Source organism: Mesorhizobium sp. M1027 (assembly GCF_040318745.1).
Taxonomy (GTDB): domain Bacteria; phylum Pseudomonadota; class Alphaproteobacteria; order Rhizobiales; family Rhizobiaceae; genus Mesorhizobium.
On sequence record NZ_JAMYMW010000010.1, the window covers coordinates 154,115 to 173,037 of the forward strand.

19 protein-coding genes and 1 tRNA gene are annotated in these 18,923 nt (G+C 62.2%); 9 read left to right on the top strand and 11 right to left on the bottom strand.

The window, feature by feature from the left end:
• Nucleotides 1-310: 310 nt before the first annotated feature.
• The 3 genes from NKH50_RS20440 to NKH50_RS20450 form a co-directional block, all read right to left on the bottom strand.
• On the bottom strand, nucleotides 311-1,174 hold the full coding sequence (locus NKH50_RS20440) for a glutathione S-transferase family protein (protein ID WP_352687310.1): 864 nt from the start codon (nucleotides 1,172-1,174) through the stop codon (nucleotides 311-313).
• Between the two features lie 27 nt (nucleotides 1,175-1,201).
• Nucleotides 1,202-1,783, bottom strand: coding sequence for a VOC family protein (locus NKH50_RS20445; protein WP_352687308.1), 582 nt, complete (start codon nucleotides 1,781-1,783; stop codon nucleotides 1,202-1,204).
• 417 nt (nucleotides 1,784-2,200) lie between these two features.
• Nucleotides 2,201-2,641, bottom strand: coding sequence for an SRPBCC family protein (locus NKH50_RS20450; RefSeq protein WP_352687306.1), 441 nt, complete (start codon nucleotides 2,639-2,641; stop codon nucleotides 2,201-2,203).
• Nucleotides 2,642-2,755: 114 nt separating this feature from the next.
• Between NKH50_RS20450 and NKH50_RS20455 the strand changes: the two genes are divergently transcribed.
• On the top strand, nucleotides 2,756-3,823 hold the full coding sequence (locus NKH50_RS20455) for an adenylate/guanylate cyclase domain-containing protein (protein ID WP_352704325.1): 1,068 nt from the start codon (nucleotides 2,756-2,758) through the stop codon (nucleotides 3,821-3,823).
• A gap of 512 nt (nucleotides 3,824-4,335) precedes the next feature.
• On the opposite strand, the gene NKH50_RS20460 is transcribed toward NKH50_RS20455, so the two are convergent.
• The 3 genes from NKH50_RS20460 to NKH50_RS20470 form a co-directional block, all read right to left on the bottom strand.
• Nucleotides 4,336-4,410 (bottom strand) — tRNA-Glu (locus NKH50_RS20460).
• A gap of 90 nt (nucleotides 4,411-4,500) precedes the next feature.
• The gene (locus tag NKH50_RS20465; protein ID WP_352704323.1) at nucleotides 4,501-4,908 is read right to left on the bottom strand and encodes a VOC family protein; all 408 of its coding nucleotides are present in this window, start codon (nucleotides 4,906-4,908) and stop codon (nucleotides 4,501-4,503) included.
• The gene (locus NKH50_RS20470; protein ID WP_352634139.1) at nucleotides 4,905-5,288 is read right to left on the bottom strand and encodes a fimbrial protein; all 384 of its coding nucleotides are present in this window, start codon (nucleotides 5,286-5,288) and stop codon (nucleotides 4,905-4,907) included. Before NKH50_RS20470 ends, NKH50_RS20465 begins: the two co-directional genes overlap by 4 nt.
• Nucleotides 5,289-5,314: 26 nt before the next feature.
• Between NKH50_RS20470 and NKH50_RS20475 the strand changes: the two genes are divergently transcribed.
• The 3 genes from NKH50_RS20475 to NKH50_RS20485 all read left to right on the top strand — a co-directional run bounded on the left by NKH50_RS20475 (nucleotide 5,315) and on the right by NKH50_RS20485 (nucleotide 8,410).
• Nucleotides 5,315-6,355 (top strand): RluA family pseudouridine synthase, encoded by a 1,041-nt coding sequence (locus tag NKH50_RS20475; protein ID WP_352634141.1) that lies wholly within the window; start codon nucleotides 5,315-5,317, stop codon nucleotides 6,353-6,355.
• Between the two features lie 187 nt (nucleotides 6,356-6,542).
• The gene (gene rpoH, locus NKH50_RS20480) at nucleotides 6,543-7,454 is read left to right on the top strand and encodes an RNA polymerase sigma factor RpoH (protein WP_023678514.1); all 912 of its coding nucleotides are present in this window, start codon (nucleotides 6,543-6,545) and stop codon (nucleotides 7,452-7,454) included.
• Nucleotides 7,455-7,894: 440 nt separating this feature from the next.
• The gene (locus NKH50_RS20485; RefSeq protein WP_352704321.1) at nucleotides 7,895-8,410 is read left to right on the top strand and encodes a hypothetical protein; all 516 of its coding nucleotides are present in this window, start codon (nucleotides 7,895-7,897) and stop codon (nucleotides 8,408-8,410) included.
• A 198-nt stretch (nucleotides 8,411-8,608) separates the two neighbouring features.
• On the opposite strand, the gene NKH50_RS20490 is transcribed toward NKH50_RS20485, so the two are convergent.
• The 4 genes from NKH50_RS20490 to NKH50_RS20505 form a co-directional block, all read right to left on the bottom strand.
• Nucleotides 8,609-9,481, bottom strand: coding sequence for an MBL fold metallo-hydrolase (locus tag NKH50_RS20490; RefSeq protein WP_352704319.1), 873 nt, complete (start codon nucleotides 9,479-9,481; stop codon nucleotides 8,609-8,611).
• A gap of 151 nt (nucleotides 9,482-9,632) precedes the next feature.
• Entirely contained in the window at nucleotides 9,633-10,292 is a 660-nt protein-coding gene (locus tag NKH50_RS20495; RefSeq protein WP_023678511.1) for a peroxiredoxin, read from the bottom strand.
• Nucleotides 10,293-10,466: 174 nt separating this feature from the next.
• Complete coding sequence (locus NKH50_RS20500; protein WP_292655609.1) at nucleotides 10,467-10,832, bottom strand: cell division protein ZapA; 366 nt, start codon at nucleotides 10,830-10,832, stop codon at nucleotides 10,467-10,469.
• Between the two features lie 4 nt (nucleotides 10,833-10,836).
• The gene (locus NKH50_RS20505; protein WP_006200774.1) at nucleotides 10,837-11,109 is read right to left on the bottom strand and encodes a DUF4164 domain-containing protein; all 273 of its coding nucleotides are present in this window, start codon (nucleotides 11,107-11,109) and stop codon (nucleotides 10,837-10,839) included.
• A 260-nt stretch (nucleotides 11,110-11,369) separates the two neighbouring features.
• Between NKH50_RS20505 and tkt the strand changes: the two genes are divergently transcribed.
• From tkt to NKH50_RS20520, 3 genes are all read left to right on the top strand, one after another.
• Nucleotides 11,370-13,361 carry a transketolase gene (tkt, locus tag NKH50_RS20510; protein WP_352880709.1) on the top strand — a complete coding sequence of 664 codons (1,992 nt, stop codon included), beginning with the start codon at nucleotides 11,370-11,372 and terminating at the stop codon, nucleotides 13,359-13,361.
• A gap of 158 nt (nucleotides 13,362-13,519) precedes the next feature.
• Nucleotides 13,520-14,530, top strand: a complete 1,011-nt coding sequence (gene gap / locus NKH50_RS20515) for a type I glyceraldehyde-3-phosphate dehydrogenase (RefSeq protein WP_023678507.1) — start codon at nucleotides 13,520-13,522, stop codon at nucleotides 14,528-14,530.
• Between the two features lie 218 nt (nucleotides 14,531-14,748).
• Nucleotides 14,749-16,638 carry a potassium/proton antiporter gene (locus tag NKH50_RS20520; RefSeq protein WP_352880711.1) on the top strand — a complete coding sequence of 630 codons (1,890 nt, stop codon included), beginning with the start codon at nucleotides 14,749-14,751 and terminating at the stop codon, nucleotides 16,636-16,638.
• A 172-nt stretch (nucleotides 16,639-16,810) separates the two neighbouring features.
• Here the strand turns inward: NKH50_RS20520 and NKH50_RS20525 are convergent, their stop codons facing one another.
• Nucleotides 16,811-17,728, bottom strand: a complete 918-nt coding sequence (locus tag NKH50_RS20525) for a polyprenyl synthetase family protein (RefSeq protein ID WP_352505009.1) — start codon at nucleotides 17,726-17,728, stop codon at nucleotides 16,811-16,813.
• A 79-nt stretch (nucleotides 17,729-17,807) separates the two neighbouring features.
• Here NKH50_RS20525 and NKH50_RS20530 point away from each other — a divergent pair, with 79 nt between their 5' ends.
• A complete protein-coding gene (locus NKH50_RS20530) occupies nucleotides 17,808-18,566 on the top strand; it encodes a biosynthetic peptidoglycan transglycosylase (protein WP_352505152.1) in 759 nt (252 codons plus the stop codon).
• 139 nt (nucleotides 18,567-18,705) lie between these two features.
• Nucleotides 18,706-18,888, top strand: coding sequence for a 50S ribosomal protein L32 (gene rpmF, locus NKH50_RS20535; protein WP_006203806.1), 183 nt, complete (start codon nucleotides 18,706-18,708; stop codon nucleotides 18,886-18,888).
• Nucleotides 18,889-18,923: the final 35 nt, after the last annotated feature.

An 18,923-nucleotide genomic window follows, 5' to 3' on the forward strand; every position in this document is an offset into this window, starting at 1 on the left:
TGGTAGGGCCGACGGCGGCGATGACAAGATGGCGGCGACGCGTTTCATCAGCCATGCAGGCGTCGTGAAACGCCGTCTGGCGCAACTTCGGCAGGGGCTGAAATAAGCAAAAGGCCGGCGCGCAGCCGACCTTTGCTTCCCATCCGCGCCAGTACATCCGTGGTCGCGGGCTGGAGGTGGATTCAGTAGAAAGGGTTTAGGTTAACGAAACCTTAAGCTCCCCACATCGTGCAAACAGGGGAGATTAAAAAAATCCCCAATTCATTACCGGCTCCTGCAGACGTGCGGACGACCGCTATTGGCATGTGCCTCAGGCGTTGGCCTGCGACCTCACATAGGCGATATAGCCGCGCACGTCGCCGGCCGGCTCGGCATAGGCCTTGCCGAGCTTCTTCTCGATCGCCGCCATATAGTCTTTTGCCCATTGGGGCAACGCATAGTCGATGACGGCGAGGAACTCGAGCGTCGCCGCCAGACGGATGTCGGCGATCGACGGGTCCTTGCCGCCGATGAACGGCTTGCCGTTCCTGAAGAAGGAGTGAAACACCTCCAGCGGCTCGGCTATCGCTTCTATAGCGGCCTTCTGGGCTTCCGACTTCTTGTCGGGATGAGCGTCGCTGTGCCCGACCTCGCCGGCATATTGCGGGAAATTCAGTGCAGGATAGGTGGCGCGCGCCACATAGGGGTAGAGCGTCCCGATCAGGTAGAACATGGCACTGTCGATCATTGCCCGCTTGGCCGGCGCCTTGGGATATAGTTTCTCCAGGCCGTGCTTGTTGGCGAGGTACTGCATGATGGCGCAGCTTTCCCACAAGACACCTCTCGGCAGGCCCTTGTCCTCGATCATCGGCGTCAAATGGGCCGGGTTTCGCGCCATGTATTCGGGCGAGCGCGTGAGGCCCCATACGTCGGTCTCGGAATGGTCGAGCCCGGCGGCGCGTGCAAACACCCGAACGCTCATATTGTTGACGCTCGGCTTCAGCATGCTGAGCGTGAGCGCCGGCTTTTTCGCCGGTTTCGCCTTGGCCTTCGCGGTCTTTTTGGTGGAGACTTTCGTCGCCGGCTTTGCCACTTTCGCCGCTGACTTGGCGGCGGCTTTGGCCGCCGGCTTCGCTCCTGGCCTGGCTGCCTTGGCCGCGGGCTTCTTTGCACTCATGGTTGCTGTCTTTGCCATTATATCCTCCCTTTGTTCGGCGTGCCGTCAGTACGGATTTTTCGGTGCGCGATCCTCCGACAAGGTCGTGCGCGAACGCTCGACCAGCGCCTGGATCGCATCGGCAAGGTGCACTTCGGCGATGTTGTAGTCGCCGCGCGCGACACGCAGCTTGTGCGCCTGCATCAGCACGTCGGCATGGCTGAAGCCGGCCGGCGGCTCGAAGCGGTAGGAGGCGAGCTCGATCAGCAGGCCGAGCGGATCCTCGAAATAGATCGAGTCCATGAAGCCGCGATCCTTGACGCCACTGTGCTTGATGCCGCGCTCGTCGAGCCGGGCGACCGCCTGCAGGAAGGTGACGCGCGACACCGCAAACGCGATGTGATGCACGCAGCCCGTATCGGTCGGCGTGCGCCGTTTCTCCGGCGTGCGGCTCTCGTCGGTGAAGACGGTGATCAGCCGGCCATCGCCCGGATCGAAATAGAGATGGCTTTCGGTGGCTTTGTCGAGGTTGGGCTGCTCGAAGATGAAAGGCATGCCGAGCACGCCCTCCCAGAAATCGATCGAGGTCTGACGCCCGGCGCCGACCAGCGTGATGTGATGAACGCCTTGTGACTGCAGCTTCTGCATCTGACTCCTCCCGGCCACGCCGTCTTGCCGCCGAACGGAAGTTCGGATGCCCAGTCGCGCTTGGATCGGCGCCCGGCATGTGACCGCGCCCGGCCTCGCGCGCCTGCGCTCCGCATTCCGCATCCTGCAGGAGTTCGGCCGGAGCTTTGATGAACGGATGCTAATTCAATCCGAGGCGTTGCGCCAGAAGCGCTGAGTTTTAAGAACTCCACGCAGGCGCCAAGAGCAGCACCGGGATCGCGGACGCCTTCGCCGAGCTCGCTGAAACGATCCGTCGCCGGCAGCTGTAATGGTGCGGCGGCCCGCAGGTCGCTGGGTTTCCCGAGCGGCCGGTTTGGCGACTGCAGGTCAAAGGGGCCTCGTTGACGCATGCCGCGCCTGGTTCGGATTACGGGCATCCGCGGCCCTTAGATGAAATCACATATTCTTCATCGGCACGTCGGGGCCGACATGTCCCCCATCGGCAGTGATCTTCAGCCTTGAGAGGTAGTGCTCCCATCCCCTTCGGTGGCTGTCACGCTCCTTTGCGTTCGGCAGTCCGCTGTGCGTGAAGCGGATCAGTGTCCCCGCATCCCTCGCGATCAGGTCGATCTCGACATGACTGGAGCCGGGCGGCACGGTCTCGTTGTCTTCCCAGCCAAAACTGTAGGCAAGACGGTGGACCGGGATCACCTCGGTGAACTCACCGCGCGCCATATGGCGACCACCGACATTGACGAGGAACAGACCGCCCGGCGTTGCATCCAAATTCGCTTCGGTCCCGATCCATCGCACGATCTGGTCCGGATCCGTCAAAAGCGCGAACACGGTCGCTTGTGGCGCGGCGACCTCAATCTCTGTGTAAACCGATTCCGCCATAGCTCACTCCAGGTCACATCCGCATCGAATACCGTGCTATTTAAGCGAATATGGGGAGTTGCAAGAAGATGTTCGAGGCGTAAGCATAAGCCGGTGCCGAGTGACCTTCTACCGATGCTTCTCGCAAAGTCGCTTTCATTCCTTCTGGACGACGCCGCGCATATTGGCGACGGTGGGCGACTTCTATTGCAGCTCTCAACGCATTTGATGGAAGACGGCTTGCCGATCATCGCCGGCGCGCTGGCGCAGGATGCTCCCGACCCAATCATTTCACGCCGTATCTGGCTCTGGCGAGCGCCTGGGGGTGAAGTGGTCGAGGCTTTGGGAATAGGCGCCGACCGTCAGAATGCCGATCCCCGGCTCGTGCTGCGGGAGTGGCTTGGCACGACGCGGGCGATCATGTTCGACGAGCGAGCGGGCGGTGTCGCACCGACTTTGGTGTGGGCCTTCGATCATACTCCGGATGAGGCGCAGTCAGAGCTGCTGCGGCAAATCTCCCGGTTTGCTGCGGCTCCGATGACCGCACTCGCAGAACGGTCCGCGAAACGCGCATTGCTCGAAGCATATTTGGGAAAGCGCAGTGCAGCACATGTGCTCAACGGTCATTCGCGTCGAGTAAAGGGAGAGACGATACGGGCTGCGCTTCTGTGCGCGGACCTTCGAGGTTTCACCGATCTATCCGAGGTTCATGATGCAGACGAGATCGTATTGGTACTTGATGCCTGGTTCGATTGCGTCGCCGGCGCGGTGCACGCATTTGGTGGTGAGGTTCTCAAGTTTATAGGTGATGGCGTCCTCGCGATTTTCCCGATTGGCGAGCGCGATGCAAATGCCGCATGTGACGCTGCGATACGCGCCGTGAAGGCCACGCGCGCCGGGATAGATCATCTCAACCAAACTCGGCGCCGCAATGGCGGCCCCGAGCTCGGATATGGCATTGGCCTGCATGTCGGCGAGATACTCTGGGGGAATATCGGCACTGCCGGCAGGTTGGACTTCACCGCGATCGGCAAGGCTGTAAATCTTGTCAGCCGCATCGAAGGGCTGTGCAAGCCGTTGGGACGGACGGTGCTCGCGTCGACAGTGTTCGAGGCAGAAACTACCGAGCCGATGATCGCCATGGGCAGTCATCCGCTCGGAGGAATAGCAGGCGCGCAAACACTTTTCGGCTTGCCGGAATAGATCGAATGGTTGAGCGCGCCGTGGATGTGTCGTTCGCAGCACATCTTGGTATCGTGCGAAACCATGAGAGAAGTTCGAACGGCAAAGAAACTACGATACTGCAACTGGAGTATGGCGCGTTTAGAGCCCAGCCATGCGCGTCGCGCGCAGCTTCGCTGGCCGGTGCTAAGGGCCGAGTATTCCCGGCATCCACCCTTCAAGGGAGAGGCGCCTTCGCCGAGCTCGCCAAAACGATCCGCCGCCGGCCGCTGTAGCTCAGGTCGGCTCCAGGCAGTGCCGACCAGCGTGATGGACGCCTGGCGATTGTAGTTTCTATATCTGGCTCCTCCCCGCGTGGCATCGACTGCCCTGTTCAGCGCGACGTTCTGCGCGCCGCTAATTCTGTGCCGCAAGACCCATGATGCAATACTAATGCAATCGGCTCCGCTGCGTCAGAAGCGGCAATGAGCCAAATCCGCCGCGACCTAAGGCGATGGATCGGATTGATGGTTTGCCGAGAGCTTGGAGAGACTTGGTACGCCCAAGGGGAATCGAACCCCTGTTCCCGCCGTGAGAGGGCGGTGTCCTGACCGCTAGACGATGGGCGCGTTCAAGAACCGGCGATATAGGCTGACGGCTGGGAAAAAGCAACTAGGCTCAGGGCCACTGCTCGCACAGACGAAAAATCCGCTGCAAGCCTATCGTTTTGGCTCGATCAGGTCCCAGAGATTTCCATAAAGGTCGGCGAAGACCGCGACCGTGCCATAAGCCTCATGGCGTGGCGCTTCGCGGAACTCGACGCCTTTTTCGAGCATCAGCGCATGGTCGCGGGCAAAATCGTCGGTTTCGAGGAACAAAAAGACCCGCCCGCCGGTCTGGTTGCCGACGGCGTGCCTTTGCGCATCGCCGGATGCTTCGGCGAGAAGCAGCCGCGCGCCCTGCCCTTTGCGCGGCGTGATCGTGACCCAGCGTTTGCCGCCGCCGAGATCGACATCTTCGGTGAGGACAAAACCCAGTTGGTCGACATACCACGAGATCGCCTCGTCATAATTTGCGACGACAAGCGCGACCGTGGCAATGCTGCGGTGTTCGGCAAAACCGGTCATTTGTTCCTGATCGAAAAACGCCCGACGATGCGGCGCTCGGTGATGTCATAGACGAAGATGGCGCGGCTGCCGTCGGGCAGCTCGGCGTCGATCGACAGGTGATTGCCGGAGAGCGATTGGCTGATCACCCTGGCGCCGACCGGCAGCACGATGTCGCCGTTGACCGTTTCGCCGATCGGCACCTGGATGTCGCTGCTTAGCGGAGGGGCGGTAGGCGGCGCGTTGCGCGCTTTGTAGACAAGTGCTGCGATCACCACCATAAGGGCGAGGAACAGCAGGCCGAGATTGATGGCGACGAAGCGGACGAGCTTCCTCCGCACCTTTTCGACCTCGGGGTCGAGCGGCTTTTCCTCGTCTTCGTCGGCAAGCGGCCGGGCCATGGCAGCAGATTCCGGAACTGTTTTCGATGAGCGCTCATAACGAAGAGGTCAGACAATTAATAGGGGCCGGACCGATCGTCCTGGAGGCGGGCGCTGATGCGGCCGGCCAGCGGCTCGACCAATGGCTGGCGGCCAGGCTCGGCCCCGACATGTCGCGCAGCCGGGTACAGATGCTGATAAAGCAGGGCGCCGTCAGGATCGGCGGCAGGCAGGTCGACGAAACGAAGCGCAAGATGGCACAAGGTGACAGCGTGTCGGTCGACATGCCGGAGCCGGAACCGGCGGAGCCGCAAGGCGAAGATATTGCGCTGGACGTCCTCTACGAGGACAGCGAGCTGATCGTCATCAACAAGCCGGCCGGGCTGGTCGTGCATCCCGGCGCCGGCAACTGGACCGGCACGCTGGTCAACGCGCTGATCCATCATTGCGGTGATAGCCTGTCGGGCATCGGCGGGGTGAGACGGCCGGGCATCGTCCACCGCCTCGACAAGGAGACCAGTGGCGTCATGGTCGTCGCCAAGACCGATCGCGCCCACAAGGCGTTGTCGGAGGCCTTTGCCGACCACGGCCTGACCGGCGATCTCGAGCGCGCGTATCTGGCGTTGGTCTGGGGCATACCGGCAAGGCCGACCGGGACGGTCGACGCGCCGCTCGGCCGCGCCGCCGACCGGGTACGCCGCGCCGTGGTGCCGCAAGGCCGCGACGATGCCCGCCACGCCGTCACGCATTTCACCGTTGTCGAGCGCTTTGGCGAGCAGCAGCAGGAATTCGCCACGGCGAGCCTGGTCGAATGCCGGCTGGAAACCGGTCGCACTCACCAGATACGCGTCCACATGGCCCATATCGGCCATCCGGTGATTGGCGACCCCGAATACGGCCAGGCTTTCCGCACCAAGGCCAATCGGTTGCCCGAGCCGCTAAGAAGCAAGGTAAAAGCGTTTCCGCGACAAGCTTTGCACGCCCGCCTCCTTGCATTTCGGCATCCGGATACCCATCTAACGATGAGGTTCGAAGCACCGATACCGTGGGACATGGAGGAACTTGTCGACGGCTTCCGCAAGCTCTGAACCAACCACCTGAAAACCTGACCGGCGCTGTTCACTTCAACGTGACACACTGTTTCGTGTTGAACAAATGCCTGTCTTTCTGGTTTTGTTCCTATATATGTCGGTTGGCGCGAATGTGCCTTTGGCATTCGCGCCACATGCCCGCCGCGTTTCGGGGGCATCACTCCAATAGAGAGGGGGCGCTATCATGGCCCAGTCATTACCCAGTATCGTTTCCGGCGAAGGCGGTCTCAGCCGCTACCTGGAAGAAATCCGCCGCTTTCCGATGCTTCAGCCGCAGGAAGAGTACATGCTCGCCAAGCGCTATGCCGAGCATGAGGACACCACGGCTGCGCACAAGCTCGTCACCAGCCACCTTCGGCTCGTCGCCAAGATCGCCATGGGCTATCGCGGCTATGGCCTGCCGATCGGTGAGGTGATCTCGGAAGGCAATGTCGGCCTGATGCAGGCCGTCAAGAAATTCGAACCGGAGCGCGGTTTCCGTCTCGCCACCTATGCGATGTGGTGGATCAAGGCCTCTATCCAGGAATACATCCTGCGCTCGTGGAGCCTGGTCAAGATGGGCACCACCGCCAACCAGAAGCGCCTGTTCTTCAACCTGCGCAAGGTGAAGGGCAAGATCCAGGCGCTCGACGAAGGCGATTTGAAGCCCGACCAGATCACCGAGATTGCCACCCGGCTGAACGTCTCGGAAGCGGAAGTCGTGTCGATGAACCGCCGTCTGTCGGGCGACGCCTCGCTCAATGCGCCCATCCGGGCCAGTGAAGGCGAGTCCGGCGAATGGCAGGACTGGCTGGTCGACGACCACGAAAGCCAGGAAGAGATGCTGATCGAGCAGGACGAGCTGGAAAACCGGCGCGGCATGCTGTCGGGCGCTCTTGCCGTGCTCAACGACCGCGAACGCCGCATCTTCGAGGCGCGCCGCCTCGCCGATGAGCCGTTGACGCTTGAAGAGCTGTCGGCCGAGTTCGATATCAGCCGCGAGCGCGTGCGCCAGATCGAGGTGCGCGCCTTCGAGAAGGTGCAGGACGCGGTCAAGGCCGCGGCCAAGCGCCAGACGCAGGCGCTGCGCACCATCGAGGCGCAGCCGGCGGCGTAAGACCTTCCGGTAGAAACAAATAACGGCGGCGTCAGGTAACTGGCGCCGCCGTTTTTTCTAAAGCGCGTCGCGTTCGGCCGGCCTTGTGCGACGCGCTTTAGATTCTTGTTTTTATGCATGTCGTTATCGCAAAACCGCTGCACACTTTTGCGCGACATGCATTAGCGGGTTGCCGGTTCCGCGGCGCCTTCGCGGATGTCCGATCCGCCGCCATAACTGCTCAGTAGCCTTGCCATGGCGTCTCCAGACGATCGCATCGATAGCGGCATTACCGCAATTTTCCCCAAGCCCTGAAAACCGCAAGACTGCAAGCTGTGGCGGCAATGTTGCGGCGCCGACCGCGGCATTCCACAACCCGGCGCTCGCGGCAGGCGGCGCGACAACGAGCCGCCGGGGCTGCGCCGGGCAGTTGAGCTCGTCTATTGAAAACGAAAGGCAGTATGACGATGACGATTTCCCCGTTTCTGACCGCTCTTGGATCCGAAGGTCCCCCAGCCGATCGTGCAAAAGACATGGCCCTCTATGGATGGCTAATTGGAAGCTGGGAAATGGACTCGGTCCGCTATCTCGACGACGGCACAATCCAGAAATGGGATGGCGAATGCCATTTTGGCTGGGTGCTCGAAGGCCGCGCGATTCAGGACGTTTGGATCAGGCCCAAGCGCCCTGCGCCGTCCACGATGTACGGCACTACCCTGCGCATCTTCGACCCTGGGATCGATGGCTGGCACATCATATGGAACGACCCGCTCAACCGGGATCACTCGCGCCAGATCGGCCGAGCCGAGGGTAAGGACATTGTCCAGCTCGGCGATGACTCGCGCGGTCTGAAAACTCGTTGGCGTTTCACAGAGATCACTGCCAACAACTTCCATTGGATCGGCGAGGAAAGATCTTCCGAGAGCGACCCTTGGCAAATCACGTATGAACATTTAGCCCGCCGAACAAAACCCTGACGCAGAGTAAACACCTAGCTGGCGTTCTGCGCCGCTCCTCATCCGGCTGCCGCCACCGTCTTCCCGTCTGGACCTATCGGATTCAAACATCGCAAAAATCGAATCAGGATCAATAACGATCAATAACTTGGATGACCGTCGCAGAACGATGAGGCGGCCCCAGTTTGGATGGCACTGTAGTGCCAGCGACCCATCTCCTCACAGGCAATCGAGCGGAAACTTCAGATAGCGCCGTCCGTTGGATTCCGGTTCCGGCAGGCGTCCGCCGTTCATGTTCACCTGCAGCGCGTGCAGGATCAGCCGCGGCATCGGCAACGTCCTGTCGCGGGCTTGGCGGAGCGCGACGAAGTCGGCTTCCGTCTTGCCGCCGGCAACATGGATGTTGCTGGCTTTCTGCTCCGCGACCGTGCTTTCCCACCGCGCTTCGCGACCGCCCGGCTGGTAGTCGTGACCGACGAACAGACGTGTCTCGTCCGGCAGCGCCAGGATGTCCTCGATCGAACGCCAGAGCCGCTCGGCACTGCCGCCCGGAAAGTCTGTCCTGGCGGTGCCGCTATCCGGCATGAACAACGTGTCGTGGATGAAGGCGGCGTCGCCAATGACGTAAGTGATCGAGGCCAGTGTGTGGCCCGGCGAGAACAGCACTCTCGCCGGAAGGCCGCCGACCGAAAAAGTTGCGCCGTCGGCGAATAGCCTATCCCATTGCGAACCGTCGGCGGAGAATTCCGACCAGTTGTAGATCACCTTCCACAATTTCTGGACGTCGATGACCTTTTCGCCGATTGCCGTCGGCGCTCCGGTTCTCCCCCTCAAATAATGGGCGGCGGAGAAATGATCGGCATGCGGATGCGTGTCGAGGATCCACTCGACCTCCAGCCCGCTTTCCCTGACGAAGTCGAGCAGGGCGTCGGCGTTCTTCGTTGCCGTTGCACCGGACCTTTCGTCGAAGTCGAGCACCGGATCGATGATGGCGCATTTGCGGGTCGCCATGTCGGCGACCACATACTGGACGGACCCGCTCGGCTCGTCATAGAAGCCGGTGACCTGCGACCTGGCCGATAATGCGTCCAATCCCAGCCTCCTTCGCCCCTCACCACGGCAGGAAGGATTTTCTCTGCCACGGCAAATGAAAGGCATGGTTGTCCGTCAACCAAGCGCCGTCAAGCACCTCATGCTCATAGGGTCAGGAAAACCGAAAATTCTCCGTGCCGCCCCTGCCTGCTCAGGCGGAAGGCTGCTTGGTCTTCCTGAGATATGGCAGGATCGTCTCGTAGGCACCGAAGCGCTTGATGGCATCCTCATTGGAGACGGCAGCGGTGATGATGACGTCCTCGCCCTGCTTCCAGTTCGCCGGCGTCGCCACCTGGTGTTTGGCGGTCAGCTGCATGGAATCGATGGCGCGCAGGATTTCGTCGAAGTTGCGGCCCGTCGTCATCGGATAGGTGAGAACCAGCTTGATCTTCTTGTCGGGCCCGATGACGTAGACCGAACGCACCGTGGCATTGTCGGCGGGCGTGCGGCCTTCCGAGCTCTCGCCGGCACCCGCCGGCAGCATCTCGTAAAGTTTGGCGACCTTGAGATCCTTGTCGCCGATCAGCGGGTAGTTCACCGAATGACCGGTCGCGGTCTTGATGTCGTTCTGCCACTTTTCATGGCTTTGGACGGGATCGACCGAGATGCCGATGATCTTGACGTTGCGCTTCCTGAACTCGCCTTCGAGCCCGGCCATCGTGCCGAGTTCGGTCGTGCAAACCGGCGTAAAGTTCTTCGGATGGCTGAACAATACTGCCCAGCCGTCGCCGATCCATTCATGGAAGCTGATCGGTCCTTGCGTGGTCTCAGCGGTGAAGTCCGGTGCGATATCGTTGATACGAAGGCTCATGGCGTGTCCCTACCCTGTGAGTGCAGATCGCAGCCGGCGTTGACCGGCGCTGCTTTTGCCTTTCTATCACTCCGGCGTCATCCTTCAAATGCCTGTTGCGCCGGCATCAAGGCCGGCGGCGAAATATTTTCATTGCTTCTCGGCAAATGCCGCAGGAATTTTCGCTGCGCTGGCTCAGGCCTTGCTCACTGCCAGCGTCGTCGCCAGGTCTTCCATGCGCTGGGCCAGCGCGCCGAGCGCCCCGGTCAGCACGGAATCGTTCTTATCGGCCTTGGTCAGTGCATCGTCGCGCGTCTTGCGCAGCGTCAGCACTTCGCTTTCCATGCCCTTGACGCGCTTTTGCAGTTCCGAAAGCTCGTCCATGACCATGATGCCGGCCATCACGGTCAGCCGCTGGTCGCCGATCTCGCCAAAAGAATCCTTCAGATGCGAGACATAGCGGTCGAAGCGCTCGGCAAGATCGATCAGATGCTCTTCCTGGCCCTCGTCGCAGGCCATCCGATATTGCTTGCCGTCGATGGAAACCGTGACTTGTGCCATTAGCCTACCTGTCCAGTACCGCGCGGATGGTCTCCATGGCTGTCACCAGCCTTCGCGACACTTCTTTGTTGGCATCTTCCAGCCGTTCGGCGCGAGCTTCGGAATTGTCGAGCTCCTGCGCCAGCCGCGAGCGGTCGGCGTTCATCCGCTGCACTTCGGCCTCGGCTTCCGAATAGTCCCGCTCGTGCTCGAGCTTGGCCGCGACGGCGTTTTCCAGCCCTTCGATGGCCTTACCCAGCCTGGCAATGACTTCCTTGAGGGTCGTTTCCCCGGTCATGGCTTTCGTCCTGCGCCCTGCCCATCACCGAATCATCCACGTTCAGAACGCGTTATCCCTGAAACATTACCCGTCGTGTGAACCGCACGTCAATAAAGCTGTCGCGACTGTCCCCTGCTAACGCTAATGTAAGTCGCGCATGGCCATCACAAGACCGGCAAAAGTACACCGATTTGTTGACTAAAAGGCCGCGCCTGCTATGTGTCGCGCACCCTTTTCAAGGGCTTTCCCAAGGCCCAAACCCCCATTTTGGAGGAAGCATGACCTCGCGCGAACAACATGACCGGATGGCCAATGCGATCCGTTTTCTCGCCATGGACGCCGTCGAGAAGGCAAACTCCGGCCACCCCGGGCTGCCCATGGGCTGCGCCGACATCGCCACGGTGCTGTTCACCCGCTTTCTCAAATACGATCCGAAAAACCCGCATTGGCCGGACCGCGACCGCTTTATCCTGTCGGCCGGCCACGGCTCGATGCTGCTTTACTCGCTGCTCTATCTAACCGGCTACGAAGACATCACCATCGACCAGATCAAGCAGTTCCGCCAATTGGGGTCGAGGACGGCGGGCCACCCGGAATACGGCCATGCAGCCGGCATCGAGACGACGACCGGCCCACTCGGCCAGGGCCTTGCCAATTCGGTCGGCTTCGCGCTCGGCGAGCGCATCATGAATGCCGCTTTCGGCAAAGATCTCGTCGACCACTACACCTATGTGCTGGCCGGCGACGGCTGCCTGATGGAAGGCGTATCCCAGGAAGCCATCGCGCTTGCCGGGCATCTGAAGCTGAACAAGCTGATCGTCTTCTGGGACAACAACAACATCTCGATCGATGGCCCGGTGTCGCTCGCCGATAACACTGATCAGGTCGCCCGCTTCCAGGCGTCCGGCTGGAATGCCAGCCATATCGACGGCCAGGACCCGGAAGCGATCGCCTATGCCATCGAAGCGGCCCGCCACTCCGACAAGCCGACGATGATCGCCTGCAAGACGACGATCGGCTTCGGCGCGCCGACCAAGGCCGGCACCAACAAGGCGCATGGCTCGCCGCTCGGCGCCGAGGAAATCGCTGGCGCCAGAAAATTCTTCGGCTGGGATTATCCGCCCTTCGAGGTTCCGGCCGATATCCTCGACGCATGGCGTACCGCCGGGCGGACCGGCGTCAAGGCGCGCACCGACTGGGAAAGCCGGCTTGCCAAGGCCGACGCCAAATTGCGCGCAGAGTTCGAACGCCGCATCAGTGGCACGCTGCCGGCCAACTTCGACGCCGTCATTGGCGATTACAAGAAGAAGCTCGCCGCCGACAAGCCGAAGGTCGCCACCCGTAAGTCATCGGAAATGGCGCTGGAGGTCATCAACGGCGCCGTGCCCGAAACCATCGGCGGCTCGGCCGATTTGACCGGCTCCAACAACACCAAGACCAGCCAGACCAAGAACATCACCGCCGAGGATTATGGCCAGCGCTATGTCCACTACGGCATTCGTGAGCACGGCATGGCGGCCGCGCTCAACGGGCTGACGCTGCATGGCGGCATTATCGCCTATGGCGGCACTTTCATGTGCTTTTCCGATTATGCCCGTCCGGCGATGCGGCTTGCCTCGTTGATGGGCATTCGCTCGATCTTCGTCATGACCCATGATTCGATCGGCCTTGGCGAAGACGGCCCGACCCATCAGCCGGTCGAGCATCTGGCAGCACTTCGCGCCATCCCGAACCACAATGTCTTCCGCCCGGCCGACGCGGTCGAAACCGCGGAATGCTGGCAGTTGGCCATTGAGTCGGAAAAGACGCCTTCGACATTGGCGCTGACCCGGCAGAACCTGCCGACGGTACGCAACGACTTCGTTGCGGAAAACCTCAGCAGCCGCGGCGCCTATGAACTTGCCGCCGCGAGCGGTGAAGCCGCGGTGACGATCTTCGCTTCGGGCTCCGAGGTCGAGATCGCGCTGGCCGCCCGCGAGGCGTTGGAAAAGCACGGCCATGCGACCCGCGTCGTCTCGGTGCCGTGCTTCGAATTGTTCGATAAGCAGAGCGCCGACTATCGCAGCAGGACGATCGGCAATGCGCCGGTCAAGATTGCCATCGAAGCCGGCATCCGCCAGGGCTGGGATCACTTCATCGGCACCGACGGCATCTTCATCGGCATGACCGGCTTCGGCGCCTCCGGCACTATCGAACAGCTCTACCCGCATTTCGGCATCACCGCCGAAGCAACGGTGAAGGCGGCGGAAGCCCGTCTGCACCGCAAATGAAGGTGAGCCCCGACCGGCAAAGGCTGGCATAGCGGTTTTGCCGGGCGGTGGAGCATTAATCGATTTAAATCCAAGCCTCGGCGGCTGGATTCTTTGCCCGTCCGCCGTTATGAAGCTGCGGACTTGATCTTCGGCCTCCAACTCCCAGGGAGAGAACAATGACCGTCAGAGTTGCCATCAACGGATTCGGCCGCATCGGCCGAAACATTCTGCGCGCCATCCATGAATCCGGCCGCAAGGATATCGATGTCGTCGCGGTCAACGATCTCGGCCCGGTCGAGACCAACGCACATCTGCTGCGCTTCGACAGCGTGCATGGACGCTTTCCGCATGAGGTGACGGTTGACGGCGACCAGATCATCGTCGGCAAGGAAAAATTCAAGGTCACCGCGATCAAGGATCCGACGCAACTGCCCTGGAAGGAGCTCGGCATCGACATCGCGCTCGAATGCACCGGCATCTTCACCGCCCGCGACAAGGCCGTCGCCCATCTGACCGCCGGTGCCAAGCGCGTTCTCGTCTCCGCTCCGGCAGAGGGCGCCGACCTCACCGTCGTCTATGGCATCAACCATGACAAGCTGACCAAGGACCACATCGTCATCTCGAACGCCTCCTGCACCACCAACTGCCTGGCGCCGCTGGCGGCCGTGCTGAATGAGGCGGTCGGCATCGAAAAGGGCATGATGACGACGATCCATTCCTACACCGGCGACCAGCCGACGCTGGACACTATGCACAAGGACCTCTACCGCGCCCGTGCCGCCGCGCTGTCGCAGATTCCGACCTCGACCGGTGCCGCCAAGGCCATCGGCTTGGTACTGCCCGAGCTCAAGGGCAAGCTCGACGGCATCTCCATCCGCGTGCCGACGCCGAACGTTTCGCTCGTCGATTTCAAGTTTATCGCCAAGCGGCCGACCACCGTCCAGGAGATCAATGACGCGGTGATCGCTGCCTCAAATGGCAAGCTGAAGGGCATCCTCGCCGTTACCCGTCACCCCAATGTTTCGATCGACTTCAACCACGATCCGCATTCTTCGATCGTGGCGCTCGACCAGACCAAGGTCATGGACGGCAACTTCGTTTCGGTGCTGTCGTGGTACGACAATGAGTGGGGCTTCTCGAATCGCATGGGCGATACCGCCGTCGCCTTCGGCAAGACCATCGCCTGATCGCAGAATCATCTTCTCGACCTGGAAAACGCCCGGCTCAGTCCGGGCGTTTTTCGTTGCAGCACGAACCGCTGACGCACGCTCTGCTGCTTGGGAATGCCAAAACTTTCGACGATCGGCAGCGTGGGGCAAAAAGCCACGCTGCTGCCTTGCAGCGGCCATGTCTTCGCCCCACTCTCCCGTGATGCCGGAGCATATCGACTAGGGGCGACCAACGAATGGAGCATGGTATCTATCTGGTGACGCTTGTTGGAGCAGCACTTGTCGTTGCCGCCGCGTTTTCGAGCTTGATCGCCTTCCGTTTCGGCGCCCCTCTCCTGCTGCTGTTTCTCTGCATCGGCCTCGCTACCGGAACCGACGGTCTCGGCATCCACTTCGACAACGCCCGAGTTGCTTATTTTGCCGGCTCATTGGCGCTGGCGGTCATCCTTTTCGATTCCGGCTTCGGTACGCCGATCAACGCCTTGCGGCAGGCGGCCGGGCCGGCGCTGTCGCTGGCGACATTCGGCGTCCTTTTGACCACCGGCCTGTTCGGCGCCGCCGCCTATTATCTGCTCGACCTGACCTGGCTGGAATCCTTCCTGCTCGGTGCCGCCGTCGCCTCGACCGACGCCGCGGCGGTGTTCTTCCTGCTGCGCGCCGGCGAGATCAATTTGCGCGAGCGCGTGCGGTCCACGCTCGAGGTGGAATCCGGCACCAATGACCCGATCGCCATCTTCCTGACCATCACGCTGGTCGAGGTCATCGCCGCCAACATCCACCCCGAGGCAAAGGTGTTGGTTACCGATCTTGCCGTCGGTTTCCTGGTCAACATGGGCCTCGGTGCGGTCATCGGCATTCTCGGCGGCATGGCCATTGTGCGTCTTGTCGATCGCCTCAATCTCGATCACGGCCTGTTGCCGATCTTCGTGCTGACGCTGTCGCTGATGGTGTTTGCTGCCGCCGGGGCCGTCGGCGGCTCCGGCTTCCTGGCGGTCTATCTCGCAGGCCTGATTGCCGGCAATTCCGATATCCGGGCCGTCACCATCCTCAAGCGCTTCCAGGACGGCATGTCGTGGCTGGCGCAGATCATCATGTTCCTGATCCTCGGCCTGTTCGCGACGCCTTCGCAATTTCCGGCGATCCTGATGCCGGCAGTGCTGCTCGGCCTGTTCCTGATATTTGTGGCACGGCCAATCGCGGTCTGGCTGTGCCTAGTGCCGTTCCGGCTGCCACGCCCGGAAGTCGCCTTTGTCTCATGGGTTGGCCTGCGTGGCGCCGTGTCGATACTGCTTGCCATCACGCCGCTGCTCGGCGGCCTTGAGAACGGCCGCCTCATCTTCAACACCGCCTTCATCATCGTGCTGGTCTCGCTGATCATCCAGGGATGGACCGTCGGGCCGCTGGCGCGCCGCCTCGGCCTTATCGTGCCGGCCCGCCTGGGACCGCTCGACAAGGTCGAATTGGAACTGCCGGGCTCCGCCCATCATGAGCTTCTCGCCTACCGCGTGGCACCCGGCAGCCCGGTGGCGCGCGGCGAACGCATTCCGCGCTGGGCGCGGCCATCGCTTGTGTTGCGCGACGGACGCTCGATGCGCTTCCAGGATATGGGCCGGCTGGCGGCCGGTGACCACGTCTACATCTTCGTGCCGGACCGCTATCCGCGCCTGCTCGACAAGCTGTTCGCCAGCCGTGCCGTGGTCGATCCCGAGGATGCCGACTTCTTCGGCGCCTTCGCTGTCGATCCGTCACGCTCCGCCGAGGAACTGGAGACCGCCTATGCGCCGGGCCTGACCGAAGCGGAACGCAAGCTCAGCATCGGCGACCTGGTCACGACGCGGCTCGGCGGCCACGCCGAATACGCCGACCGCGTGCTGCTCGGTCCGATCGAGCTGATCGTGCGCGACGTCGACGACAAGGGCAGGATCACCGGCCTTGGCCTGTCCTTCGAGCCGACCGCGCCGGTGGCGCGCGTTCCGGTGTTCCTCAGCGCCGGCGAAATCCGCGACCGCATCGCCGCCTTCATCCGCAACCGGCGCAAGCCGGCCGAAGCGCAGGCGGTCGAGGCGGAGGCCGAGCTGGTACCGGTTCCGCAGCCCGTGGCGGAAAAGGCAACTGGCGAAGGCTGACCGCTGTCGACGCTAGCCGCGGAACCCTGCCGCCGAGGGTTGAAGAATGGCTCGGCAACTGGCGTGGCGAGCCATATGGTCCGACATCGCCGGAGTCCCGATCGGCTGCTCCAAGGCATCTGGCCGAACAGTCGGCAATTCTCCGTGACTGTACGGCGCCATGGGAGCGCTTTTAATTGTTGCGGGCTGCTACGAACTGCGCCGCTTGTTTCAGAAGCGCGGCTTGTGCGCCAAAAGGCTCGAGCAGCGCATGAGCCTGGTCGACGAGGCCCTGGAGCTGGTCCCGCGCCCAGCCCGGTCCGTGCAGCGCGACCAGCGTCGCCTTGCCGGCCGCGGCGTCCTTGCCCGTGGCCTTGCCCATCTGATGCGCGTCGGCGGTCAGGTCGAGCAGATCGTCGGCAAGTTGAAAGGCAAGCCCGATCGCCGAACCAAATTCGGCCAGCCTTTCGCGGTCGCCCGACGGCGCGCCGGCAAGCATGGCTCCCGCTTCGCAGGCAAAGCGGATCAGCGCACCGGTTTTCATCGCCTGAAGCCGGATGATGCCGGCCTCGTCCGGCCGGCTTTGTTCGGCCTCGAGATCGAGCATCTGGCCGCCGACCATGCTTCCCGCCCCGGCGGCACGGGCCAGTGCCAGCACCAGCGCTGCCCTGCGCTCGGCCGGCAGCATTGTCGCCTCGTCGGCAAGGATGTCGAAGGCAAGTGTCAGCAAGGCGTCGCCGGCAAGAATGGCGGTCGCCTCATCGAAAGCCCTGTGCACGGTCGGCTGGCCGCGGCGCAAATCGTCGTCGTCCATGGCCGGCAGATCGTCATGGATGAGCGAATAGCAGTGCACGCATTCGAGCGCCGCCGCCACGCGCAGCGCCGCCTCGCCGTCGGCTGAAAACAGTGCAGCACTTTCCATAACCAGGAAGGGACGCAGTCGTTTGCCGCCGTTCAGCACGCCATGTCGCATTGCCGCCATCAGGCGTTCGGGCCGCGCGACCTCGCCTGAAAGCGTGCGTCCGTCGAGCAACCGCCTCAGCAGCGCCTCGAGCGGAACTGCCCGGGCAATAAGTGCAGCTTCGAACGCCATTTGGTCGTCTTTCGTCATGGTCGGGAGCGGTAGCCGACACTCAGACGTTGCGCAAGAAGCCAAGCGCCATTATGCCGGGGGCAGGGAGTAGCGCGGACTGGGTGGCTTGGCGGAACCGATCGTCGATCACGAAACCGAAGGGTTGGACATGGCGAGACCGAGACGCGGCAGCCGCATCGGTCTTCAACGCTGGGTCCGGCGCGGCATCGCCGTCGCCGTCGTGCTGGCGCTGGTGCCGGTGCTGCTGACCTTCCTGTACCTGCCGTCATTCGTGCATCCGGTGTCGACATTGATGCTGAAGGACCTGGCGACGTTTTCCGGCTACGATCGGCGCTGGGTTTCCATCGACGAGGTCGCGCCGGTGCTGGCATATTCGGTCATCATGTCGGAGGACGGGCAGTTCTGTTTCCATCGCGGCGTCGATCTGGGCGAGTTGCGCGGCGTTGTCGACGATGCGCTCGCCGGCGAGATGACACGTGGCGCCTCGACCATCACCATGCAGACGGTAAAGAACCTTTATCTATGGTCGCGGCCGTTGGGCTCGGTCCGTAAGGTCGTCGAACTGCCGCTGGCCGTCTATTTCGATGCGGTGCTGTCGAAACGGCGGATCATGGAGATCTACCTCAACATCGCCGAATGGGGACCGGGCGTCTACGGCATCGAGGCCGCCGCCCAGCATCATTTCGGCGTCTCGGCAAAACAGCTGTCGCGCCGGCAGGCAGCGCTGCTTGCCGTCACCTTGCCGAACCCGATCGTGCGCAATCCAGCGAAGCCCGGGCCAGGACTGAGGCGGCTTGCCGCGTTGATCGAGCGGCGCGCGGGCCGCGCCGGCGCCTATGTCGGTTGCCTGCGATAGTGTCAAAAAAAAACACGGCGACGCTGGCCAAAACGCCATCGGGCGTGTATAGGCAGCCGACTTTCTCAGATTCCGGCCCCTGATGTGGCCCTTTCACGAGGGCCGCCGGGGCGTTTTGACCATGTAGTGGAGCATATCCATGGCCGTTCCGAAACGAAAAACCTCTCCGTCGAAGCGCGGCATGCGCCGTTCCGCCGACGCACTGAAGGCCCCGACCTATGTCGAGGACAAGAACTCCGGCGAGATGCGCCGTCCGCACCATATCGACCTGAAGACCGGCATGTATCGCGGTCGCCAGGTTCTGGAGCCGAAGGAAAGCTGAGAGAGCTTTCGACGGTTTACAGGTTGCGAAGCGAC

Bases quoted from the DNA above. Each gene is read 5' to 3' on its own strand.
- NKH50_RS20440 (WP_352687310.1), bottom strand. From the start codon at position 1,174: ATGGCAAAGACAGCAACCATGAGTGCAAAGAAGCCCGCGGCCAAGGCA.
- NKH50_RS20445 (WP_352687308.1), bottom strand. From the start codon at position 1,783: ATGCAGAAGCTGCAGTCACAAGGCGTTCATCACATCACGCTGGTCGGC.
- NKH50_RS20450 (WP_352687306.1), bottom strand. From the start codon at position 2,641: ATGGCGGAATCGGTTTACACAGAGATTGAGGTCGCCGCGCCACAAGCG.
- NKH50_RS20455 (WP_352704325.1), top strand. From the start codon at position 2,756: ATGCTTCTCGCAAAGTCGCTTTCATTCCTTCTGGACGACGCCGCGCAT.
- NKH50_RS20465 (WP_352704323.1), bottom strand. From the start codon at position 4,908: ATGACCGGTTTTGCCGAACACCGCAGCATTGCCACGGTCGCGCTTGTC.
- NKH50_RS20470 (WP_352634139.1), bottom strand. From the start codon at position 5,288: ATGGCCCGGCCGCTTGCCGACGAAGACGAGGAAAAGCCGCTCGACCCC.
- NKH50_RS20475 (WP_352634141.1), top strand. From the start codon at position 5,315: ATGAGCGCTCATAACGAAGAGGTCAGACAATTAATAGGGGCCGGACCG.
- rpoH (WP_023678514.1), top strand. From the start codon at position 6,543: ATGGCCCAGTCATTACCCAGTATCGTTTCCGGCGAAGGCGGTCTCAGC.
- NKH50_RS20485 (WP_352704321.1), top strand. From the start codon at position 7,895: ATGACGATGACGATTTCCCCGTTTCTGACCGCTCTTGGATCCGAAGGT.
- NKH50_RS20495 (WP_023678511.1), bottom strand. From the start codon at position 10,292: ATGAGCCTTCGTATCAACGATATCGCACCGGACTTCACCGCTGAGACC.
- NKH50_RS20500 (WP_292655609.1), bottom strand. From the start codon at position 10,832: ATGGCACAAGTCACGGTTTCCATCGACGGCAAGCAATATCGGATGGCC.
- NKH50_RS20505 (WP_006200774.1), bottom strand. From the start codon at position 11,109: ATGACCGGGGAAACGACCCTCAAGGAAGTCATTGCCAGGCTGGGTAAG.
- tkt (WP_352880709.1), top strand. From the start codon at position 11,370: ATGACCTCGCGCGAACAACATGACCGGATGGCCAATGCGATCCGTTTT.
- gap (WP_023678507.1), top strand. From the start codon at position 13,520: ATGACCGTCAGAGTTGCCATCAACGGATTCGGCCGCATCGGCCGAAAC.
- NKH50_RS20520 (WP_352880711.1), top strand. From the start codon at position 14,749: ATGGAGCATGGTATCTATCTGGTGACGCTTGTTGGAGCAGCACTTGTC.
- NKH50_RS20525 (WP_352505009.1), bottom strand. From the start codon at position 17,728: ATGACGAAAGACGACCAAATGGCGTTCGAAGCTGCACTTATTGCCCGG.
- rpmF (WP_006203806.1), top strand. From the start codon at position 18,706: ATGGCCGTTCCGAAACGAAAAACCTCTCCGTCGAAGCGCGGCATGCGC.